10 protein-coding genes are annotated in these 19,482 nt (G+C 64.7%); 8 read left to right on the top strand and 2 right to left on the bottom strand.

All coding sequences use genetic code 11. The features are described from left to right. The first annotated feature begins 57 nt into the window (after positions 1–57). Entirely contained in the window at positions 58–11,847 is an 11,790-nt protein-coding gene (locus tag X265_RS19785) for a beta strand repeat-containing protein (protein WP_164938695.1), read from the top strand. A 123-nt stretch (positions 11,848–11,970) separates the two neighbouring features. Here the strand turns inward: X265_RS19785 and X265_RS19790 are convergent, their stop codons facing one another. Beyond that, a complete protein-coding gene (locus tag X265_RS19790) occupies positions 11,971–12,639 on the bottom strand; it encodes a hypothetical protein (RefSeq protein WP_164938696.1) in 669 nt (222 codons plus the stop codon). Positions 12,640–12,921: 282 nt separating this feature from the next. On the opposite strand from X265_RS19790, the gene X265_RS40635 reads away from it, so the two are divergent. Then, positions 12,922–13,092, top strand: a complete 171-nt coding sequence (locus X265_RS40635; RefSeq protein ID WP_164938697.1) for a hypothetical protein — start codon at positions 12,922–12,924, stop codon at positions 13,090–13,092. Positions 13,093–13,169: 77 nt separating this feature from the next. Further along, on the top strand, positions 13,170–13,409 hold the full coding sequence (locus X265_RS19795) for a hypothetical protein (protein WP_128966332.1): 240 nt from the start codon (positions 13,170–13,172) through the stop codon (positions 13,407–13,409). Positions 13,410–13,828: 419 nt separating this feature from the next. Here X265_RS19795 and X265_RS19805 read toward each other — a convergent pair whose 3' ends face one another. Beyond that, complete coding sequence (locus X265_RS19805; RefSeq protein ID WP_128966334.1) at positions 13,829–14,749, bottom strand: LysR family transcriptional regulator; 921 nt, start codon at positions 14,747–14,749, stop codon at positions 13,829–13,831. Between the two features lie 107 nt (positions 14,750–14,856). On the opposite strand from X265_RS19805, the gene X265_RS19810 reads away from it, so the two are divergent. From X265_RS19810 to X265_RS19830, 5 genes are read left to right on the top strand one after another with little or no spacing between them, the layout of a single operon-like run. Next, positions 14,857–15,180: a Dabb family protein gene (locus X265_RS19810; protein WP_128966335.1), complete on the top strand. Its 324-nt coding sequence runs from the start codon at positions 14,857–14,859 to the stop codon at positions 15,178–15,180. Then, complete coding sequence (locus tag X265_RS19815) at positions 15,177–16,256, top strand: maleylacetate reductase (RefSeq protein WP_128966336.1); 1,080 nt, start codon at positions 15,177–15,179, stop codon at positions 16,254–16,256. The genes X265_RS19810 and X265_RS19815 overlap by 4 nt, the downstream gene beginning before the upstream one ends. A gap of 5 nt (positions 16,257–16,261) precedes the next feature. After that, a complete protein-coding gene (locus tag X265_RS19820) occupies positions 16,262–17,626 on the top strand; it encodes an amidohydrolase family protein (RefSeq protein WP_128966337.1) in 1,365 nt (454 codons plus the stop codon). A 19-nt stretch (positions 17,627–17,645) separates the two neighbouring features. Next, on the top strand, positions 17,646–18,548 hold the full coding sequence (locus X265_RS19825) for an NAD(P)-dependent oxidoreductase (protein ID WP_128966338.1): 903 nt from the start codon (positions 17,646–17,648) through the stop codon (positions 18,546–18,548). A 16-nt stretch (positions 18,549–18,564) separates the two neighbouring features. Further along, the gene (locus tag X265_RS19830; RefSeq protein ID WP_128966339.1) at positions 18,565–19,449 is read left to right on the top strand and encodes an intradiol ring-cleavage dioxygenase; all 885 of its coding nucleotides are present in this window, start codon (positions 18,565–18,567) and stop codon (positions 19,447–19,449) included. Positions 19,450–19,482: the final 33 nt, after the last annotated feature.

A 19,482-nucleotide genomic window follows, 5' to 3' on the forward strand; every position in this document is an offset into this window, starting at 1 on the left:
GGGCGATACCAAGGTCGATACGTTCACGGTCACCTCGCTCGACGGCACCAGAAGCAGGTGTCGTTCACCATCTACGGCGTCAACGACGCGGCCGTCATCGGGGTCCCGACCGTCGCGGACGTGGTCGAAGACGCGACCCATCCTACGCTCAAGGCGATCGGCACGATCTCGATCTCGGATGCCGACCAGGGGCAAGCCGCGTTCAAGACGGCCGTGATCTCGGCGGCGGGCAATCTCGGCAATCTCGTCCTGCAGAGCAACGGCAGTTACACCTACTCGGTCGCCGACAGCGCCGTGCAGTATCTCGGGGCCGGCGATGTCAAGACGGACGTCTTCACGGTGACCGCGCTCGACGGCACCACGAAGCAGATTTCCTTCAACATCCACGGCACCAACGACGCGGCCGTGATCGGAACGCCGACGCAGCACGACGTCTACGAAGATGCCAGCCAACCCACCCTGTCGGCTTCGGGATCGATCTCCATCTCCGACGCGGACCAGGGCCAGGCCGCGTTCAAGACGACCGTGACGTCCGCGCCGGGCACGCTCGGCAGCCTCGTCCTCGCCGCCAACGGCACCTATACCTACTCAGTCGCCGACAGCGCCGTGCAATATCTCGGCGCGGGAGAGACCAAGGTCGACACCTTCACCATCACCTCGCTCGACGGCACCAGCAAGCAGGTGTCCTTCACCATCCACGGCGTCAACGATAATGCCGTCATCGGCACGCCGACCGTGAGCGATGTGACCGAGGACGGGTCCAATCCGCTGTTGTTCGCGGTCGGGACGATCTCCATCTTCGACCCGGATCAGGGGCAGTCGGCCTTCCGCCCGGCGATTCTGACCGGCGCCGGCGATCTCGGGATCCTGATCCTCGGCAAGGACGGCAGCTACGTCTATACGGTTGCGGACTCGGCCGTACAATATCTCGGCCAGGGAGAGACCAAGGTCGACACCTTCACGGTGACTTCGATCGACGGCACGAAGAAGGTCGTCTCCTTCACGATCCATGGCGTCAACGACGCGGCCGTCATCGGCACACCGACCGTGAGCGACGTCACCGAGGACGCCAACCCGACCACGCTGACCGCATCCGGCACGATTTCGATATCGGACGTCGACCAGAACCAGTCCACGTTCAAGACGACCGTAACGGCCGCGGCCGGCACGCTCGGCGCACTCTCCATTGCCGCCAACGGCGCCTACACCTATTCGGTCGACGATTCCAAGGTGCAATATCTCGGTGCCGGTCAGACCAAGACCGAGACCTTCACGGTAACCGCCTTCGACGGCACCCAGAAGCAGGTGTCCTTCACCATCCACGGCGTCAACGACGCGGCCGTCATCGGCACGCCCACCGTGCATGACGTCTTTTCGGACCCGAGCAAAACCACATTGACAGCCGCCGGATCAATTTCGATCTCGGACGCCGACCAGGGCCAATCGGCGTTCACAACGACGGTGGCTTCGGCGGCCGGAAATTCGGGCCATCTGACACTCGCGGCCGACGGCAGCTACACCTATTCCGTCGCGGAAAGCGTGGCGGCCCAGCTCGGCGCCGGCGCGACGAAGGTCGACACCTTCACGGTCACATCGCTCGACGGCACCACCAAGCAGGTCTCCTTCACCATTCACGGCGGTACGCCGGCGAACACGCCGGCAACCATCGGCGATCCCACCAACGCCAGCGTGACCGAGGACGTCGGCGGAGCCACGCTGACGGCGACCGGCACCATTTCGATCAGCGATCCCGACGCCGGTCAGGCCGCCTTCCGGACGACCGTTGCGCCGCAAGCCGGCAATCTCGGTACGCTCTCCCTGCAGAGCGACGGCAGCTACACCTACTCGGTGCTCGACAGCGCCGTGCAATATCTCGGCGCCAGCGACACCAAGGTCGACGGCTTCACCGTAACATCGGTTGACGGCACGTCGAAGCTCGTCTCGTTTACGATCCATGGTGCCAATGATGCCGCCGCCATCGGCGATCCGCTGGTCCACGACGTCACGGAAGACAGCAACGTTCAGCCCTCCGGCAACCTCGTCGCGTCAGGCCAATTGTCGGTGGTCGACCCGGACCAGAACCAGTCCTCGTTCCAGCCCGGCACCATCACCGGCGCCGGCAACCTCGGCACCCTGACGCTGGCGGCCGACGGCACCTACACCTACTCCGTCTCCAACGCGGCGACCCAGTCGCTCGCAGACGGCGACATCCATATCGACACCTTCACCGTTCATTCGTCCGACGGCACCGCCAAGGTGATTTCGTTCGACATCCACGGCGTCAACGATGCCGCCGTCATCGGCGATTTGCAGGGACACGATGTCACCGAGGATGCAACGACGCCGACATTGTCGGTGTCGGGCCAGTTGACGGTGACCGATGCGGACCACGACCAATCCGCCTTCACCACCAATGTGGCATCCGCGCCGGGCAATCTCGGGCAGCTCACCATCACCGCCGACGGCCACTACACCTACAGCGTCGACAACGCCTCCGTGCAGAGCCTCGCGGCGGGCGAGGTCCGGAACGAGACCTTCACCGTCTCCTCTGTCGACGGAACGCAAAAGCCCCTTACATTCACCATCCACGGCACCCAGGACGCCCCTGCCCTGCAGGTCGCAACCGCGTCGGGCGCCGACGACGCCGCGATTCCGCTCTCCATCGCGGCCCATCTCGTCGACGACAGCGGCACGCTGGGGCCGATCGTCATCACCGGCATTCCATCCGGCTATACGCTCAACCACGGCACCTACTTCGACGGCGACGGCCATTGGGAAGTGCCGTCCGACGCTGCCACGCTCGCCACGCTCGCATTGATCCCCGGCGCCGACGCCCATCAGGACACGTTGGTGCTCAACGTCTCGGTCGCCTCGATCGAAAACGGTCAGCAGGCCGTCGCCTCGACCACGATGACGGTCAACGTCGCGGCAGGTCAGAACGATGCCAGCGCCCGCGCGGTGGACGGGTACATCGCCGGCGCGTTCGTGTTCGCCGACGCCAATGGCAACGGCATCTACGACGCAGGGGAAGCTTCGGCCGTCACCAATGCCGACGGCAGCTTCACCCTGCACGACCCCCATGGCACCCTCATCATGTCCGGCGGAACGGATATTTCAACCGGCCTCGCCTTCACAGGGACGCTCAAGGCCCCCGACGGCTCGACTGTCGTCACCCCGCTGACGACGCTCGTTACCTCCGTGGTCGCCGCGGCAGCGGCAAGCAACGTCGTCATCTCGGCGGCGGACGCGGCCTCCCAAGTCGCCACCGCCTTCGGCATCGATCCGACCAAGATCGACATCACCACCTTTGACCCGGTGCCCGCCGCCGTCAGCGGCAACGCCGACGCCACCGCCGTGCTGGCCGCCGGCGTCCAGGTCCAGAGCACCGTCGTCCAGATGGCGGCGGTGGGCGCCTCATCGACCGCCGTTGTCGACGCCATCGCCAAGACGATCGCGACCGCCGGTACCATCGACCTGACCTCGGGCGACACGGTCACTGCCATCGCCACGGATTCCCACGTCAGCAGCGACGCGATTGCAACGGTAACGGCCGTCGTGCAGGCGGCCAACACCAGCATCCAAAATGCTCCGGACGTCACCACCATCGCGCAGGCGGCACAGGTCGCCCAGGGCGACGCCGCGACCTCGCTAGCGTCCATTACCAACTTCGCGGACGCCGGTCAGACCTCCGCGGTGACGACGACCTACGTCGACCAGCTGTCGACCCAGGTACAGGCGGCGGTCGTCGCCAGCCCGACCGGCCCCATCATGGGCACGTCAGGCAACGACGTCCTGACCGGCACGGCAGGAATCGACACCATTGACGGGCGCGAAGGCAACGATCAGATCTCGGGCGGCGACGGCGCCGACCTGCTGTTCGGCGGAGCCGGCAACGATCGGATCGCCGGCAACGCGGGCAATGATCATATCGACGGCGGCGCTGGCTTCGATCGCGCGCTCTATACCGATGCGACCGGCAGCGTCACCATCAACATGGCCGCCGGCACCGCGTCCGGCGCAGGCGTCGACAGCGACACGCTCGTCAACATCGAAGGGATCGTCGGCGGCGCATTCGACGATACGTATGATGCGACAGGATTCACCGGGGTTTCCGGCATCCCGGGCTCTCCGATCGGTTACAACGAATTCGAGGGCGGCGGCGGCAACGATACCGTCATCGGCACGGTCAACGCCCAGGGCGCCTTCCTTACGCGGGTGTCCTATGTGAGCGCCACCTCCGGCGTGACCGTGGACATCGCCGCCGGCACGGCTGACGGCGATGCCTCAGTCGGGCACGACACTTTCCTCGGCGGCATCCAGTCGATCTGGGGCTCGAGCCACGACGACGTCCTGCGCGGCAGCAACAACGGATTCGGCACGGTCGAAGTTTTCGCCGGCTTTGCGGGCAACGACACGATCGACGGCCGCGGCGGCTTCGATCGCGTCGACTACAACCAGGATCCGGCCACGACCTCCGGCATCACCGTCCACCTGGCGGCCGGCACCGTAACGGGCGACGCCTCCGTCGGCACCGACACCCTGGTGTCGATCGAAGCGGTACGCGGCACGAATTTCGCCGACACCTACGACGCAACAGGGTTTTCCGGCACCAGCATCAACGCAGGTTCGTTCGGAACCTTCAACGAATTCACCGGCGGCGGCGGCAACGACACCATCATCGGCAACGGCAACACCCGCATCAGCTTCAACAATGCCACGTCAGGCGTGACCGTTGACCTGCAGACCGGCGCGACGCCGGGCACGGGCACCGCCACCGGCGATGCGTCCGTCGGCACGGATACCTTCAGTGGCGTGAACGCCGTGCAGGGCTCGATGTTCGACGATGTGATCTACGGCAGCAACAACACGGCCGTGACCGAGACCTTCACCGGCAATGGCGGCAACGACTATATCGACGGGCGCGGCGGATTCGACATTGCCAGCTACAACAACATCTACCTGTCGACCGGCAGCATCACCGTCAACATGGCGGCCGGTATCGTGACCGGCGACTCCTCGATCGGCACCGATACGCTGCGCTCGATCGAAGGCATCCAGGGCACGGTGAACGCCGACACCTACGACGCGACCGGATACGGCGCGGCCGGCGCCCTCAACATCGGCAACAACGGCACCTTCAACCAGTTCGAGGGCCTCGGCGGCAACGACATCATCATCGGCAACGGCAACACGCGCGCGATCTACGCCAATGCCGCGGCCGCGGTCACGGTGGACCTCTCGCTCGGGACCGCCCACGGTACGGCGGCAGGCGACGTGGCGGCGATCGGGACCGACACCCTCGCCGGCGTGTTCAGCGTGACAGGCTCGGCCTTCGCCGACACGCTGATCGGCAGCGCCGGCAGCGACATGTTCGTCGGCAATGGCGGCAACGACCAGATCAATGGCGGTGCCGGCGGCGACATCGCCATCTATTCCGGAACCAGGAATCAATATTCGATTTCGACCGACGGCGCCGGCCACGCAACGGTGACGGACAACGTTGCCGGACGCGACGGCACGGACACGCTGACCAACGTCGAAGCGCTGCAATTCACCAATGCGAATGTCCTGATCACCTCAGGAAGCGCCGCCAACCCGGTCGATCTGTCCGACAACAGGCTGTACTTCAACGCACAGGCCAATCCGTTCGTCTCGGCGACGGGGTCTGCCGACGACTACGTCAAGATCAACCAGGGGCTCTCGGGCCATCTCATCGACCTCGGTGCGGGCGCCAACGACACCGTGATCCTCGGTGTCACGGGCGGCTACAACCTCAACCTCGCCAATGTCGAGCACCTCGTCGGCACCTCTGGCGGAGATTTCGTCGGCCTTATCTCCAACGTCAACGGCCTGACGATCGACATGGGCGGCGGCAACGACACCGTCAATCTGGCCAACGGCTCCAATTCGGTGAGCGTGAGCAACGTCGAGAACCTGAACGGCAGCGATTTTGCAGGCGGCAGCGTCTCCAACGACACGCTCACTCTGCTCAACGATGTGAGCGGCCTGTCGGTCAACCTTGCCAACGGCGTCAATACGCTGAACCTCGCGGCGGGCGCCAACGCCTTTACCAACATCTTCAACGTCGATGCCGTCAACGGCACCGCCTCCGACGATACGCTCTCGGTCGCCAACGGCCTTTACTCGCCGAACAACGACGTGTCGATCGATCTCGGCGCCGGCAACGACACGCTGACGGTCGCCTCGCAATTTGGAAACTTCGCGCTCCACAATGTCGAGCACATGGTGGTCACGTCAGCCAACGCCTTCTACACGCTGACCAACGACCAGAATGGCCTTGCCATCGACTTTGGCGGCGGCAATTCCGGCCTGCAGATCGCGGCGGGAAGCAACTCCCTCGCGCTGACTGGCCTGCAAAACGTCGGCACCGGCGACTTTGCCGGCGGCAGCGCCGTCTCCGACGACACGCTGACGCTGCTGAACGATGTCACCGGCCTGACCGTCAATCTGCAGCAGGGAAACAACACGCTAAACCTTGCGGCCGGGACCAATTCGATCACCGCCTTCAACGTCCAGCATCTCAACGGCACGGCGTCTGACGACGTGCTCACCATGCTGAACGACGCCGGCGGCGACACGATCGATCTGGGCGCCGGCAACGATACGCTGAACCTCACCGGCTTCACCGGCGGTGTCACGGTCGCCAACGTCGAACACGTCAACGGCAGCAGCCAGACCGACTTCATCACCATCGCCAACACCTCCGGGACTACGACGGTGACCGGCGGCGGCGGCAACGACTTCATCACGGCGAGCGCCGCGGTCGACGTGTTCCGCTACACCGATGCCTCCGACTCCTCAGTGGCCACCGGCGAGGATACGATCAACAATTTCGATGCCGGGCAGGACCAGATCCTGCTGGACGGCGTCGCAGGTCTCGCCGGCTCGGTGCACTTCATGGCATCCGGCGTGCTCGACGGCTCGCCCGCAACGCCGCACGCCGAGGCGATCCTCGCCAATGTCGGCGGCCAGACCCAGCTCCAGATCGATGTCGACGGCAACGGCGTGATCGACGGCAGCGACATCGTCGTCGTCATGAACGGCCTCACCGGCACGTTGAGCGATGCCAATTTTGCGGTCATCACGCCGAACCACGCCCCGACCGACATCTTGATCTCCAACGCGACGGTCGCCGAAAACAGCCCGGCCGGCACCGTGGTAGGCGCACTGTCCGACACAGACCCGGACGCCGGCGACGGCGCCACCTTCACGCTGACGGACAGCGCGGGCGGGCTGTTCGCTATCTCAAACGGCAACCTGGTCACCACTGCTCCGCTCGATTTCGAGCAGGCGGCCTCCTATCAGATCGTCGTGCAGGTCGCCGATACCGCGGGCGCCACCTTCAGCAAGACGCTTCAAATCGACGTCACCAACGTGAACGAGGCGCCGACCGACGTCACCCTGTCGAACGCCTCCGTCCTGGAGAACGCTCCCGCGGGCACCGTCGTCGGCACCCTGAGCGCGATCGATCCGGACGCAAACGATTCCGCCAGCTTTACGCTGACAGACAATGCCGCCGGTCTCTTTGCGATCTCGAACGGCAATCTGGTGACCACCGCCCCACTCGACTTCGAGCAGGCGCCCTCCCATCAGATCACCGTCCGCGCCACCGACAGCGGTGGTCTCTTTGTCGACAAGACGTTCGTCATCGCCACCACTAACGTCAACGAGGCCCCGACCGCCGTGCTGCTGTCCAACGCGTCGGTCGCGGAGAACAGCGCTGCCGGCACGGTCGTGGGCAGCCTTTCGGCGGTCGATCCGGACGCGGGTGACAGCGCCATCTTTACGCTCACCGACAATGCCGGCGGCCTGTTCGCGATCTCGAACGGCAACCTGGTGACGACCGCCCCGCTCGATTACGAGCAAGCGCAATCCCACCAGGTGACCGTGCGGGCGACCGACTCCGGTGGGCTGTTCCACGAGACGACCTTTATCATCGCGACCACCAACGTCAACGAGGCGCCGACCGACATCCTGCTGTCGAACGCGGTCATCCCGCAGAACACGGCCGTCGGCACGGTGGTCGGCGCTCTGTCGGACGTCGATCCGGACGCCGGCGATACCGCGACGTTCACGCTCGTCAACGATGCCGGCGGGCAGTTCGCGGTCGACAGTCACGGCAACCTTGTCGTCGCGGGTCCCTTGACTGCCGGCGCCGAGCAGGTCGTCGTCAGGGCCACCGACTCCGGAGGCCTGACATTCGACAAGACCATCGTGATCACCGTCAACTCCGGCGCTCTCGTCGTCGGCACGGCCGGTCCGGATACGCTCGTCGGCACGGCCGGAGACGACACCATCCAGGGGCTCGCCGGCAACGACCGCCTGCAGGGGCTCGCCGGTAACGACGTCCTCGATGGCGGCCCGGGCTTGGACCGCGCGGTCTACACCGATGCGACGTCCGGCATCGCCGTCAACATGGCGGCCGGAACGGTGACCGGCGGCTCCGGATCGGACACGCTCCTCAACATCGAAGGCGTCGTCGGCAGCGACTTCGCCGATACTTACGACTCCACCGGATTCGCTGGCGATACGGGGATCGCCGGCACCAATGTGGGCTTCAACGAGTTCGAGGGCCGGGGCGGCAACGACACCATCATCAGCGCCGTCAACAGCCTGGGTGCCCTGCTGACACGGATCTCCTACATCAGCGCGGCAGCGGCCGTCACGGTGGACCTGTCGCTCGGCACCGCGCACGGCACGGCCGCCGGCGACGTCGCTGGCGTCGGCACCGACACGCTGGTCGGCAACGGCTTCGCCGGCGTTGTCGGCTCGAACTACGATGACACCCTGATCGGCAGCAACAACCCGTCCGGGACGGTCGAGATCTTCGCCGGAATGGCCGGCAACGACCTCATCAACGGCGGTGGCGGCTTCGACCGCGCGGACTACGCACAGGACCCGACAACAGCATCCGGCATCACGGTCAACATGGCCGCCGGAACCGTGACCGGCGACGGCACGATCGGCACCGACACGCTGCGCTCCGTGGAATCCGTCCGCGGCACGAACTTCGCCGACACCTACGTCGCCACAGGATTCTCTGGCGGCAGCGTGAACGCCGGCTCCAATGGCACGTTCAATGAGTTCATCGGGATGGGCGGCAACGACTCCATCACGGGTAACGGCAACACGCGTCTGTCTTACACCAATGCTACCGGTGGTGTGACCGTGGACATGCAGACCGGTTCGACGCCAGGGACCGGAACTGCGACCGGTGACGCGTCGACCGGCACCGACACCTTCAGCGGCGTCAACGCCATCCAGGGCTCGATGTTCGACGACGTGATTCGTGGCAGCAACAACACCAGCAGCACCGAGACCTTCTACGGCGGCGCCGGCAACGATTTCATCGACGGCCGCGGCGGTTTCGACCTCGTAACATACAACAACGCCTACTTCTCGACCGGAGCCGTCACCGTCGACATGGGCGCCGGCACCGCTACGGGTGACGCCTCGGTCGGCAACGACACCCTGCGTTCGATCGAAGCCATCCAGGGCACCGCTTTCGCCGACCATTACGACGCCTCGAGCTTCGGCACGGGAACCGCCCTCAACATCGGCAGCAACGGGACCTTCAACCAGTTCGAAGGCCTCGGCGGCAACGACACGGTCCTCGGCAACGGCAACACCAGGATGATCTTTTCCAGCGCCACCGGAGGCGTGACGATCCACATGGCCGCCGGTACCGCCGACGGTGACGCGTCGGTTGGTCATGACACCTTCTCCGGCGTCAACAGCGCGACCGGCAGCCAGCTCGCCGACACCTACGACGCGACCGGCTTCACCGACAGCGGCACCTTCAACAGCGGCACCTTCAACCTGTTCGAGGGCCTTGGCGGCAACGACAACATCACCGGCAACGGCAACACCCGCATCGCCTACTCGCAGGCCGCGGCAGCCGTGACCGTCGACCTGTCGCTCGGCACCGCGCACGGTACGGCCGCCGGTGACGTCGCCGGCGTCGGCACCGACACCATCACCGGCGGCGTCAATTCCGTCCAAGGGTCGAACTTCAACGATACCCTGACGGGCGGCGCCGGTAATGAACTGTTCTTCGGCGGCGGCGGCGCCGACACGATCAGTGCCGGCGGCGGCAACGACCAGATCACCGGCCAGGCCGGCAACGATACGATCGACGGCGGCGCCGGAACCGACATGGCGATCTACACCGGGCTCTCCTCGGCCTACACGATCACGACCCTCGCAGGAGGGCAGATCCAGGTCGCGGATTCCAATGCCAGCCGGGACGGCACCGACGTGCTCACCAATGTCGAAGTCCTGCAGTTCAGCGACGTCACGACCCTGCTGTCCTCGGGCAGCGCGGCAAACCCGATCGACCTCTCGAACATGGGACTCGGAGCCAGCGGCAATGCGCTGCATGGAACGGCGGGCGACGACTATCTCATGGTCGGCGGCAGCGCCTTCGGCCACCCGATCGATCTGGGCGCCGGCAACGACACCGTCGCGCTGGCCTCCACCGGCGTTACCCTCACCCTCGTCAACGTCGAGAACGTCGTCGGCAGCAGCGGTGACGACTTCATCGGCCTCGCCAATAATGCCAATGGATTGTCGATCGATGGCGGCGCCGGCAACGACTTCGTCGGCCTCGCTAACGGCGTCAACTCGATCGTTGTTCACAACGTCGAGAACGTCAATGGCAGCGATTTTACCGGAAGCTCCGACGATACGTTGACGCTGCTGAACGACGTCACCGGCGTCTCGGTCAATCTCGCCAATGGCAGCAACACGCTGAACCTCGCCGCTGGCGCCAACTCGCTGGTCGACATCTCCAACGTCCAGCACGTCAACGGGACGTCGTCCGACGACGTGCTGACGGTGACCGATACGATCTGGTCGCCCGACAACAATCCGACCGTCGACCTCGGCGCCGGCGACAACACGCTCAACATCGGCTCTCAGTTCGAAAGCATGACGCTGCTAAACACGCAGCACCTCAACGGCAGCAGCCAGGACAACTTCTTCACTCTGCACAACGATGTCTCCGGCCTCGCGGTCGATCTCGGCGCCGGCAACGACACGCTCAATCTCGCCAACGGCACCAATTCGGTGAGCCTCTTCAACGTCGAGAACCTCGACGGAAGCGACTTCACCGGCGGCATCAGCCCGAGCGACGACACGGTGACGCTGTTGAACGACGTCAGCGGACTGACCGTGAATCTTGGCGACGGCGTCAACACGCTGAACCTGGCAGCCGGCGTCAACTCGCTCGACACTTTGTTCAACATCGCGCAGCTGAACGGAACGGCCTCGGACGACACGCTGACGGTGACGCAACAATCGTTCGGGACGGTGTTCGACTTGGGCGCCGGAAACGATACCATCAACTTCCAAGGGCCTGCCGGTGGTGTCACGGTCGTCAACGCCGAAACCGTCAACGGCAGCGCCGCCATGGACTTCATCACCATCGGCACCGGTGCCACCGCCACCACGGTGACCGGCGGGGCCGGCGCCGACACGATTACCGTCGGATCCTCGGCCGTGAACTTCAACTTCAATGCTGCCAGCGAGTCGCAGACCGGGAACGGCGACACTGTGGTCAATTTCGATGCGGGCAGCGACACGTTCACGTTCACGAACATGACCGGGCCGAACGGCTTCATCGGACCGATTCACTTCGTGGGCACGGCCGGTTTCGACGGGACGGCGGGAGCCCTGCAATCGGAGGCGCGGGTCGACAATTCAGGCGGAAATGCAACCCTTCAGATCGACGTCAACGGAGACGGCGTGATGGATTCAAACGATGTGGAGATCCATCTGACCAATTACGTGGGAACACTGCACGATTCGAACTTCATCCTGGCTTAGAGGCACCGAACGCCGACTGGCTGCAAGGCCGGTCTGTTCCTTCAAATGCGGAGCGGAGAGCGCGACAGCGATCCGCCCCGCGCTCTCGCGGGCAATCATCGCAGCGCCCGGCCCGAGGGGCCTTCAGCTTTCCGGGGCTGGCACGGTCGCCGGCGCACTCAGCGGGGCCCCGCCAACCGAAACCGGCCCGACGGATTTCGGCTCGCGAAGCATCCGCTTGCGCAACGCTGCGGGCAATCCATAGCGCGCATGCGCCCTACGGATGGACGACGTGAGATCCGAGGTCATCGCACTTTGCAGCGAGTCGATCTTGGCGATCAGCGTCGAAAGCTGCGGCGATATCCTCTTCACATCGCTCCGTTCGTCCGTAATGCTCTGCCGGAGAGAGACGAGGACCGTTGAATCCTGCTGCCGCAGAGCCGTGTTCTGCTGCAAGGAGGCATTGATCTCTTGCAGCGCGGCGGCCTGCTGCTGCTGGGCCGACTGGATCTCCTTGAGGGCGGCGACGACGGGATCCGGTTTCGGCGCGGAGTTTTCCTGGTACGGAAACAGGGCGGCCAAGCTGCTGATGGCAGGCGCTGGAAGATCAAACGGCGAAGTATAAATGGCCGCTGCGCCGTTGATGGCCAAGGCACATACCGAGAATACCAGGACCGATTTTCGGCTGGACTGCCTGGCAGGTGCTGGAGCTTCCGCCGCTTCGGGCCCGGTTTCGGACGCTGCGGCGGCAAGTGCTGCGGCATCGAGGTGCTCGGCAAAGCACAGGGTGTCGGACGTCGTGGCCATCTGCATTGACCTCATGAGCGAGCAAAAGGAGGCCGTCGCCGGAACGTCTTCGCGACGCCTCCTTTACGCAGCACTCACTTACACAACTGCCTCAAATTGTGAGCATTTCGGATTAATTCCACGTTAGCGACGTGGCCGGCCTGCCTGCCCGGCCACTCCGGCCGATTACGGGCCGGACGATGGTGCCCGCGGCGCTGCATCTGTCCCCTGCTCCATGACCCCTGCGCGAAAAAGCCACGAGACAGCGCGTGAGAAAGGTGTAGGATTCACCAAAACAGGAGGAGCGGCATGTTTGAAATCACCGGTTTCGACACGGCAGGCGTCGTCAACCTCAAGCGGGAATCGCTTGCCGCTGCCCTCAAGAAGGCCAGGGAACTGATCCAGGACGGGTGCCACGACGTTCAGATCGTTAATCCCAATGGCCGGGTCTACACCTCTTTCGAGGAGCAGGCAGCCTAGCCCGATCCGCTTCCACCGAACGCATCGTTGAGCCGCCCGCAACCGGGCGCTAGGATGAGCCTTTTCAGGAGGCTCATTTGAAACAGGCTATTTTCATTGCAGCCATCGCGCTGCTTGCCGGCGGGCCCGCCCGAACCCAGACTCTGGTCGATCCCAGCAAGGTTGCACCCGAATACCGGGACGCAGCCGAAAAGCGCCGAGCCGAGCAGATCCGTCAGCGCGAATGCGCCCTGAAAGCGGACCTTGAAAAGGTGCTGCCGCGAGATCGGACCGCCTATCTGAATCGTTGCCTGGAAGCCATGGCCGCCAAACAATAGCGGCCCGCACGCCCCTGCACGCAGTGCGTGCGATCAGGCCAGCAACCGGCGTTGAGGCTTTCTTCAGACATTCGGCTCACCGTGGCCGCCGATTTCCAATGATCATTTGTCGGCGTCATGAATTCCGTCCAGATCCAGTGCACGCGCTGCAAAACGATGTTTCGCGATCGCGCGGGACGGTTGCAGGACGGCTATTCCAGACAGTGTCCTTGTTGCGAGGTGGTGCTGTTCTTCGCAGACGACGCACAGCATCCCTTCATCAAGCGCGCGATGCGAAGCGCGCGGCAAGTCCGGAAAGAGCTGCGCGCGGCTGAGGCGGCGAGGCTTGCTGCTCCACAGGAAGAGCGTGCGGCGCCGAGGTCACGATCGTCGATCAGTCGTGCGCGGGTCCAGGGCCGAACCGAGTAGCGCCCCACCGCTCAGGTCGCTTCGATCCAGATTCCGGCGTCGGAATGAGCGCGGATGTGCTCGACCAGAAAATCCGAGAACACCCTGATCTTGGCCGGCAACCGGACGCGGTTCTGGTAGGCCACGTTCATCGTGAGCAGCGGCAATTCCCAGTCCGTCAATACAGGCACGAGCTTGCCGGCCTTTATGTCGCCCTGAACGATGTAGAGCGGCTGGATCAGGATGCCGAGCCCAGCGCGGGCGGCGCCGCAGATGATCTGGCCGTCATTGCTGTCGAGCGTCGGCGCGATGCGGACGGTCTGCGTCGTGCTGCCCTTGCTCAGCCGCAATGAATATGGATCGTTGGCGAGGTTGTAGACCAGCATGTCATGGCGCGCGAGATCGGCGGGATGTTCGGGGATACCGCGCGCCGCGAGATAGGACGGCGCGGCTGCCAGCACACGGCGCATCTGCCCGATGCGGCGGATGATGATGTTGGAGTCAGGCTCCTGCTCGCGCGTACGGATCGCGACGTCGATGCCAGCCTCGATGAAGTCGGGATAGCGGTTGGCGGCGATGATCTGGACGTCGAGCTTCGGATAGAGCCTGCGAAACGCCGGCAGCATCGGCGCCATGTAGATCATCGCAAATGACAGGGAGCTCGTGACGCGCAGCATGCCCTTGGGCGAGAGCGCGCGATCGCTGACGGCATCCTCGGCCTCGGCCAGCTCGTTCAAGAGCGTGCTGCAACGTTGCAACAGCTCCTGCCCGGCCTCGGTCAGCCACTGACGGCGGGTGTTGCGCTCAATCAGGCGGACCGCGAGCCGCTCCTCCAGCGCGCTGAGATGCCGGCTCGCAGCGGCATTCGACATCCGCAAGAGCTCGGCGGCCTTGGAAAGGCTGCCGAGCTCAGCCGTCCTGGAGAACACCTCAAGCTGGAGAAGCCGATCCATTCTTCCTCATATCGGAAAAGAGACTTACGATTTTTGACCTTTATTTCCGCTTTCTGCAAGGCAAAATGGCCGCAACAAACAAGATTGCAGGCGAGGAATTCAGGGAAATGTCGGGTCCGATCAAGCACATCGTGATGTGGCGGCTGCGCGGCGAGACGGCCGCGGAGCGCTCGGCGGCCCGCACCAAGGTCAAAACCTTGTTCGAAGGCCTCAAGGGCCGGATCGATGGTCTCACCCATATCGAGGTCGGCGAGGACATCAGCGATGTCGACTATGCCTGCGACGTTGTCCTCGTCTCCGAGTTTACCGACAGCAAGGCCCTCAAGGCCTACGCCACCCATCCGGAGCATCTGCGTGTCAGGGAGCAGCTCGGCGACTTGCGCATCGGACGTTTCCAGGTCGATTATCCCGTCAAAGAGACCGGCGCATGATCGGTTCGTTCACCTTTGAAAACCTCCCCTGCCGCGTCGTGTTCGGCAGCGGAACTCTGGGCGCGGCCAAAGCCGAGATCGAGCGCCTCGGTGGCAAGCGCGTGCTGGTGCTGGCGACGCCGCAGCAGGAAGCGCACGGCAAGGCGCTCGGCGCCGCACTCGGCCCGCTCTATGCCGGCCTCTTCGCCGGCGCGACGATGCACACGCCGGTCGAGGTGACCGAGCGCGCGATCGCGGCGATGAAGGCCTGCGAAGCCGACTGCGTGGTCGCGCTCGGCGGCGGCGCGACGACTGGCCTTGGCAAGGCGCTGGCCTTTCGCACCGGTGTCAACCAGCTCTGCATTCCCACGACCTATGCCGGCTCGGAGATGACCCCGATCCTCGGCCAGACCGAGAACGGGCTGAAGACCACGGTGCGTGACGTCGCTGTGCTGCCGGAGACGGTGATCTATGACGTCGACCTGACGATGACGCTGCCGGTGGGCCTCACTGCCACGTCAGGCATCAACGCCATCGCGCATGCGGTGGAAGCGCTTTATGCGCGCGACACCAACCCTGTCACGTCGCTCATGGCCGAGGAAGGCATCCGCGCGCTGGCGCGTGCCCTGCCCGCGATCGCGGCCAAGCCCGACGATCGCGCCTCGCGCAGCGAGGCCCTTTACGGCGCCTGGCTGTGCGGCGTGTGCCTCGGCACCGTCGGCATGGCCCTGCATCACAAGCTCTGTCACACGCTCGGCGGCACGTTTGATCTGCCGCATGCGGAGACGCACACGATCGTGCTGCCGCATGCGCTGGCCTACAACGCGCCCGCGGTCCCCGAAGCGATGGCGCGGATCGCGCGCGCCATCGGTGCGACCGATGCGTCGCGGGGCCTTTTCGATCTCGCCAAACGACTGGGCGCGAAAGTCGCGCTACGTGACATCGGCATGCCCGAGAGCGGCATCGACAGGGCGGCCGACCTCGCCGTCACCAACGCATACTGGAATCCGCGACCGCTCGAGCGCGCCGCCATCCGCGACCTCATCGCGCGCGCCTGGGCCGGCGAGCCGCCGGTCACCACCCAAGCGGCGGCCTGATCACGATGAAGCGTACCCTCATCCAATCGGCAACCATCATCAGCATGGACGCGTCGATCGGCGACGTCAGGGATGGCGACGTGCTGGTCGAGAACGGGCGGATCGCCGCTGTGCGTCCCGGCATTGCCGCTGATGATGCCGAGATCGTCGACGGAAGGGGCCGCATCGTCATCCCCGGGCTCATCAACGCGCATATGCACACCTGGCAGACGGGCTTGCGCGGCTTTGCGGCGAACTGGACACTGCTGGAATATTTCCGCCGCATGCATGCTGGGCTCGCGACCCTGTTCACCCCTGATGACATCTACATCGCCACGCTCGTCGGCGCGCTGAACCAGATCAATTGCGGCGCCACCACGCTGGTCGATTGGTGCCACAACAATCCGACACCAGCTCATACCGATGCCGCCGTGCGCGGGCTGATCGATAGCGGCATCCGCGCCGCCTTCTTCCACGGCTCGCCGAAGCCTGAGCCGAAGCCGGGCGAACCGCACTTCTCGGAGGTACCGCATCCCCGCCGCGAGGTCGAGCGACTGCTGGCCGGCCCCCTCGCCGACCGCAATGGCCTCGTCACGCTCGGACTTGCCATTCTCGGCCCGCATTATTCGACGCTCGACGTGTCCACGCATGACTTTCACCTGGCGCGGGAGCTCGGCCTGATCGCCTCGATGCATCAGGGCGGCGGACCCGCAAAGACGCCGGGCGGCTGGGAGAAGCTGATCGAGGCTGGCCTCGTCGGATCCAACGTCAATATCGTCCATGGCAATGATCTTCCCGATGATCTTCTACGGAAACTGATCGATCTCGGCGTCACCTTCTCGGTCACGCCCGAGAACGAGATGATCCAGGGCCACGGCTTTCCAATCACCGGACGGTTGCTCAGGCGAGGGGTGCGCCCGACCATCGGCATCGACCTGGAATCCGTGCTGGCCGGCGATCTCTTTTCAGCAGCTCGCGTCGCACTGTCGATGCAGCGCGCGCTCGACAATGCGGAAACACGCAAGAGCGAGGGGACGATCCCCGCGACGACGACGATCCCGGCGCGCGAGGGGCTCGCCTGGATCACCACCGAAGGCGCGCGCATGCTCGGCCGAGAGAGCCAGATCGGCTCGCTGACGCCGGGGAAACTCGCCGATCTCGTCGTCATCAATGCTGACGACCTCAATCTCTTTCCGGTCCACGATCCCGTCGCCACCGTGGTGATGCAGACGAGCCTTGCGAATATCGAGGCTGTCATGATTGGCGGCACCTGGAAGAAGCGGAACGGGAAACTGCTGGTGGATGGGCTCGAGGCGAAGAAGCAGCTGCTGGCGCAATCCGGCCGGCGGCTGGTGCGGGACATCGAACGACAAGGGCACGCCGCGCCATAGCGGCCAACGGACAAGAACAATGACTGATACAAGCAAACAGGTCGCCTTCATCGGCATCGGCAAGATGGGCCTGCCGATGTCGCAACTCGTCGCCAAGGCCGGTTATGCCGTCACTGCCTTCGATCAGAGCGCGGCACGCCTGAAGGAGGCGCGCGAACAGGGCATCGCCGTCGCAAGCTCGTCCACGGAGGCGGTCGACGGCCGCCCTCTGGTCATCACCTCGCTGCCCGACGATGCCGCCTTGCGCGCGGTGATGCTCGGCCCGGCCGGGCTGGTCGGCGCGATGGCGCCGAAGGCGGTGCTGATCGAGACCAGCACGGTCAGCGCCGAAGCCTCGGCGGAGGTCAATGCCGCTACGCACGCACGCGGCATCGCCTATCTGCGGGCTCCGGTCTCGGGCAATGCCAGCATCGTGCACACGGGCGCGCTGAGCTGCTTCGTCTCCGGCCCCAAGGACGCGTTCGAAAGCGCCAAGCCTCTGTTTGCGAGCTTCACTCGTGCGCAGACCTATCTCGGCCCGAACGAGGAAGCACGCTACGCAAAGCTTGCGGTCAACCTCATGATCGCGGTCTCGGCTGCCATGATGGCGGAAAGCCTGGCGCTGGCGCGCAAGGGCGGCATCGGCTGGCAGGACATTCTGAAGGTGCTGGACGAGAGCGCCGTCGCCTCACCCATGGTGAAGTACAAGACCGCGCCGCTGCGCAGCCGCGACTTCGTCTCAAGCTTCTCCTGCAAGCAGATGGCCAAGGACCTCGATCTCATCTTGGGCGCTGGCCATGCCGTCGGCGTGCCGCTGCAGCTTGCAGCGCAAGTACGTGAGACCTATGGCGCGCTCGTCGCGCAGGGCGAAGGCGAGACCGACTTCATCGCGACCGTGAAGCATCTCGAACGGCTGTCCGGTCTCGGTGAGCCCAAACTCTGATCGACGGGAGGCGAATTTGCGAAATTTCAGCGAGACCAACATCACCGACGCCGTGCTCGAACGCATCGCCGGGGCCACCGATCCCCGCATCAAGCAGGTCAGCGAAGCCCTGGTACGTCACCTCCACGCCTTCGTGCGCGAAATCCGGCCGACCCAGAAGGAATGGGAATACGGCATCGACTTCCTGACCCGCACCGGCCACATGTGCGACGACAAGCGGCAGGAATTCATCCTCTTGTCGGACGCGCTCGGCGTTTCCATGCTGGTCGATGCGATCAACCATCCCGTGCCTGATGGCGCGACCGAGACCACCGTGCTCGGGCCATTCTTCGTCCAGGCCGCGCCCGAGAAGCAGAACGGGGACGACATCTCCGGCCCCATGGAGGGCGATCCCATGATCGTCACCGGGTCGGTCTCGACCGCCGACGGCAAGCCGCTTGCCGGCGCCGTGGTCGATGTCTGGCATTCCGACAATGACGGCTATTACGACGTGCAGCAGCTCGACGAGATCGGCGAGCTCGCAATGCGCGCGCGCTTCCACACCGACGCCAACGGCCGCTTCCACTTCTGGTCGATCAAGCCGGCGGCCTATCCGATCCCGCATGACGGTCCGGTCGGCGAGATGCTGGAGGCGCAGGGCCGCCATCCCTGGCGTCCGGCTCATGTGCATTTCATGATCTCGGCGCCGGGCTTCGAGCAGCTCGTCACGCATGTGTTCGTCGCCGGCGACAAATATCTGGACAGCGACGTGGTGTTCGGCGTCAAGGACAGCCTGATCCACGATTTCGTGCGCTGCCCGCCTGGCCGTGCGCCTGACGGTCGCATGGTGGACAACGCCTACTATCACCTCACTTACGATTTCGGCCTGAAGCAAGCCGCAAGCAGCGCGCAGGCAGCGTAAGCCGGACGTAGAATTGACGGGCTGACAACAGTC

Origin of the sequence: Bradyrhizobium guangdongense, assembly GCF_004114975.1 — a bacterium.
Lineage (GTDB): Bacteria > Pseudomonadota > Alphaproteobacteria > Rhizobiales > Xanthobacteraceae > Bradyrhizobium > Bradyrhizobium guangdongense.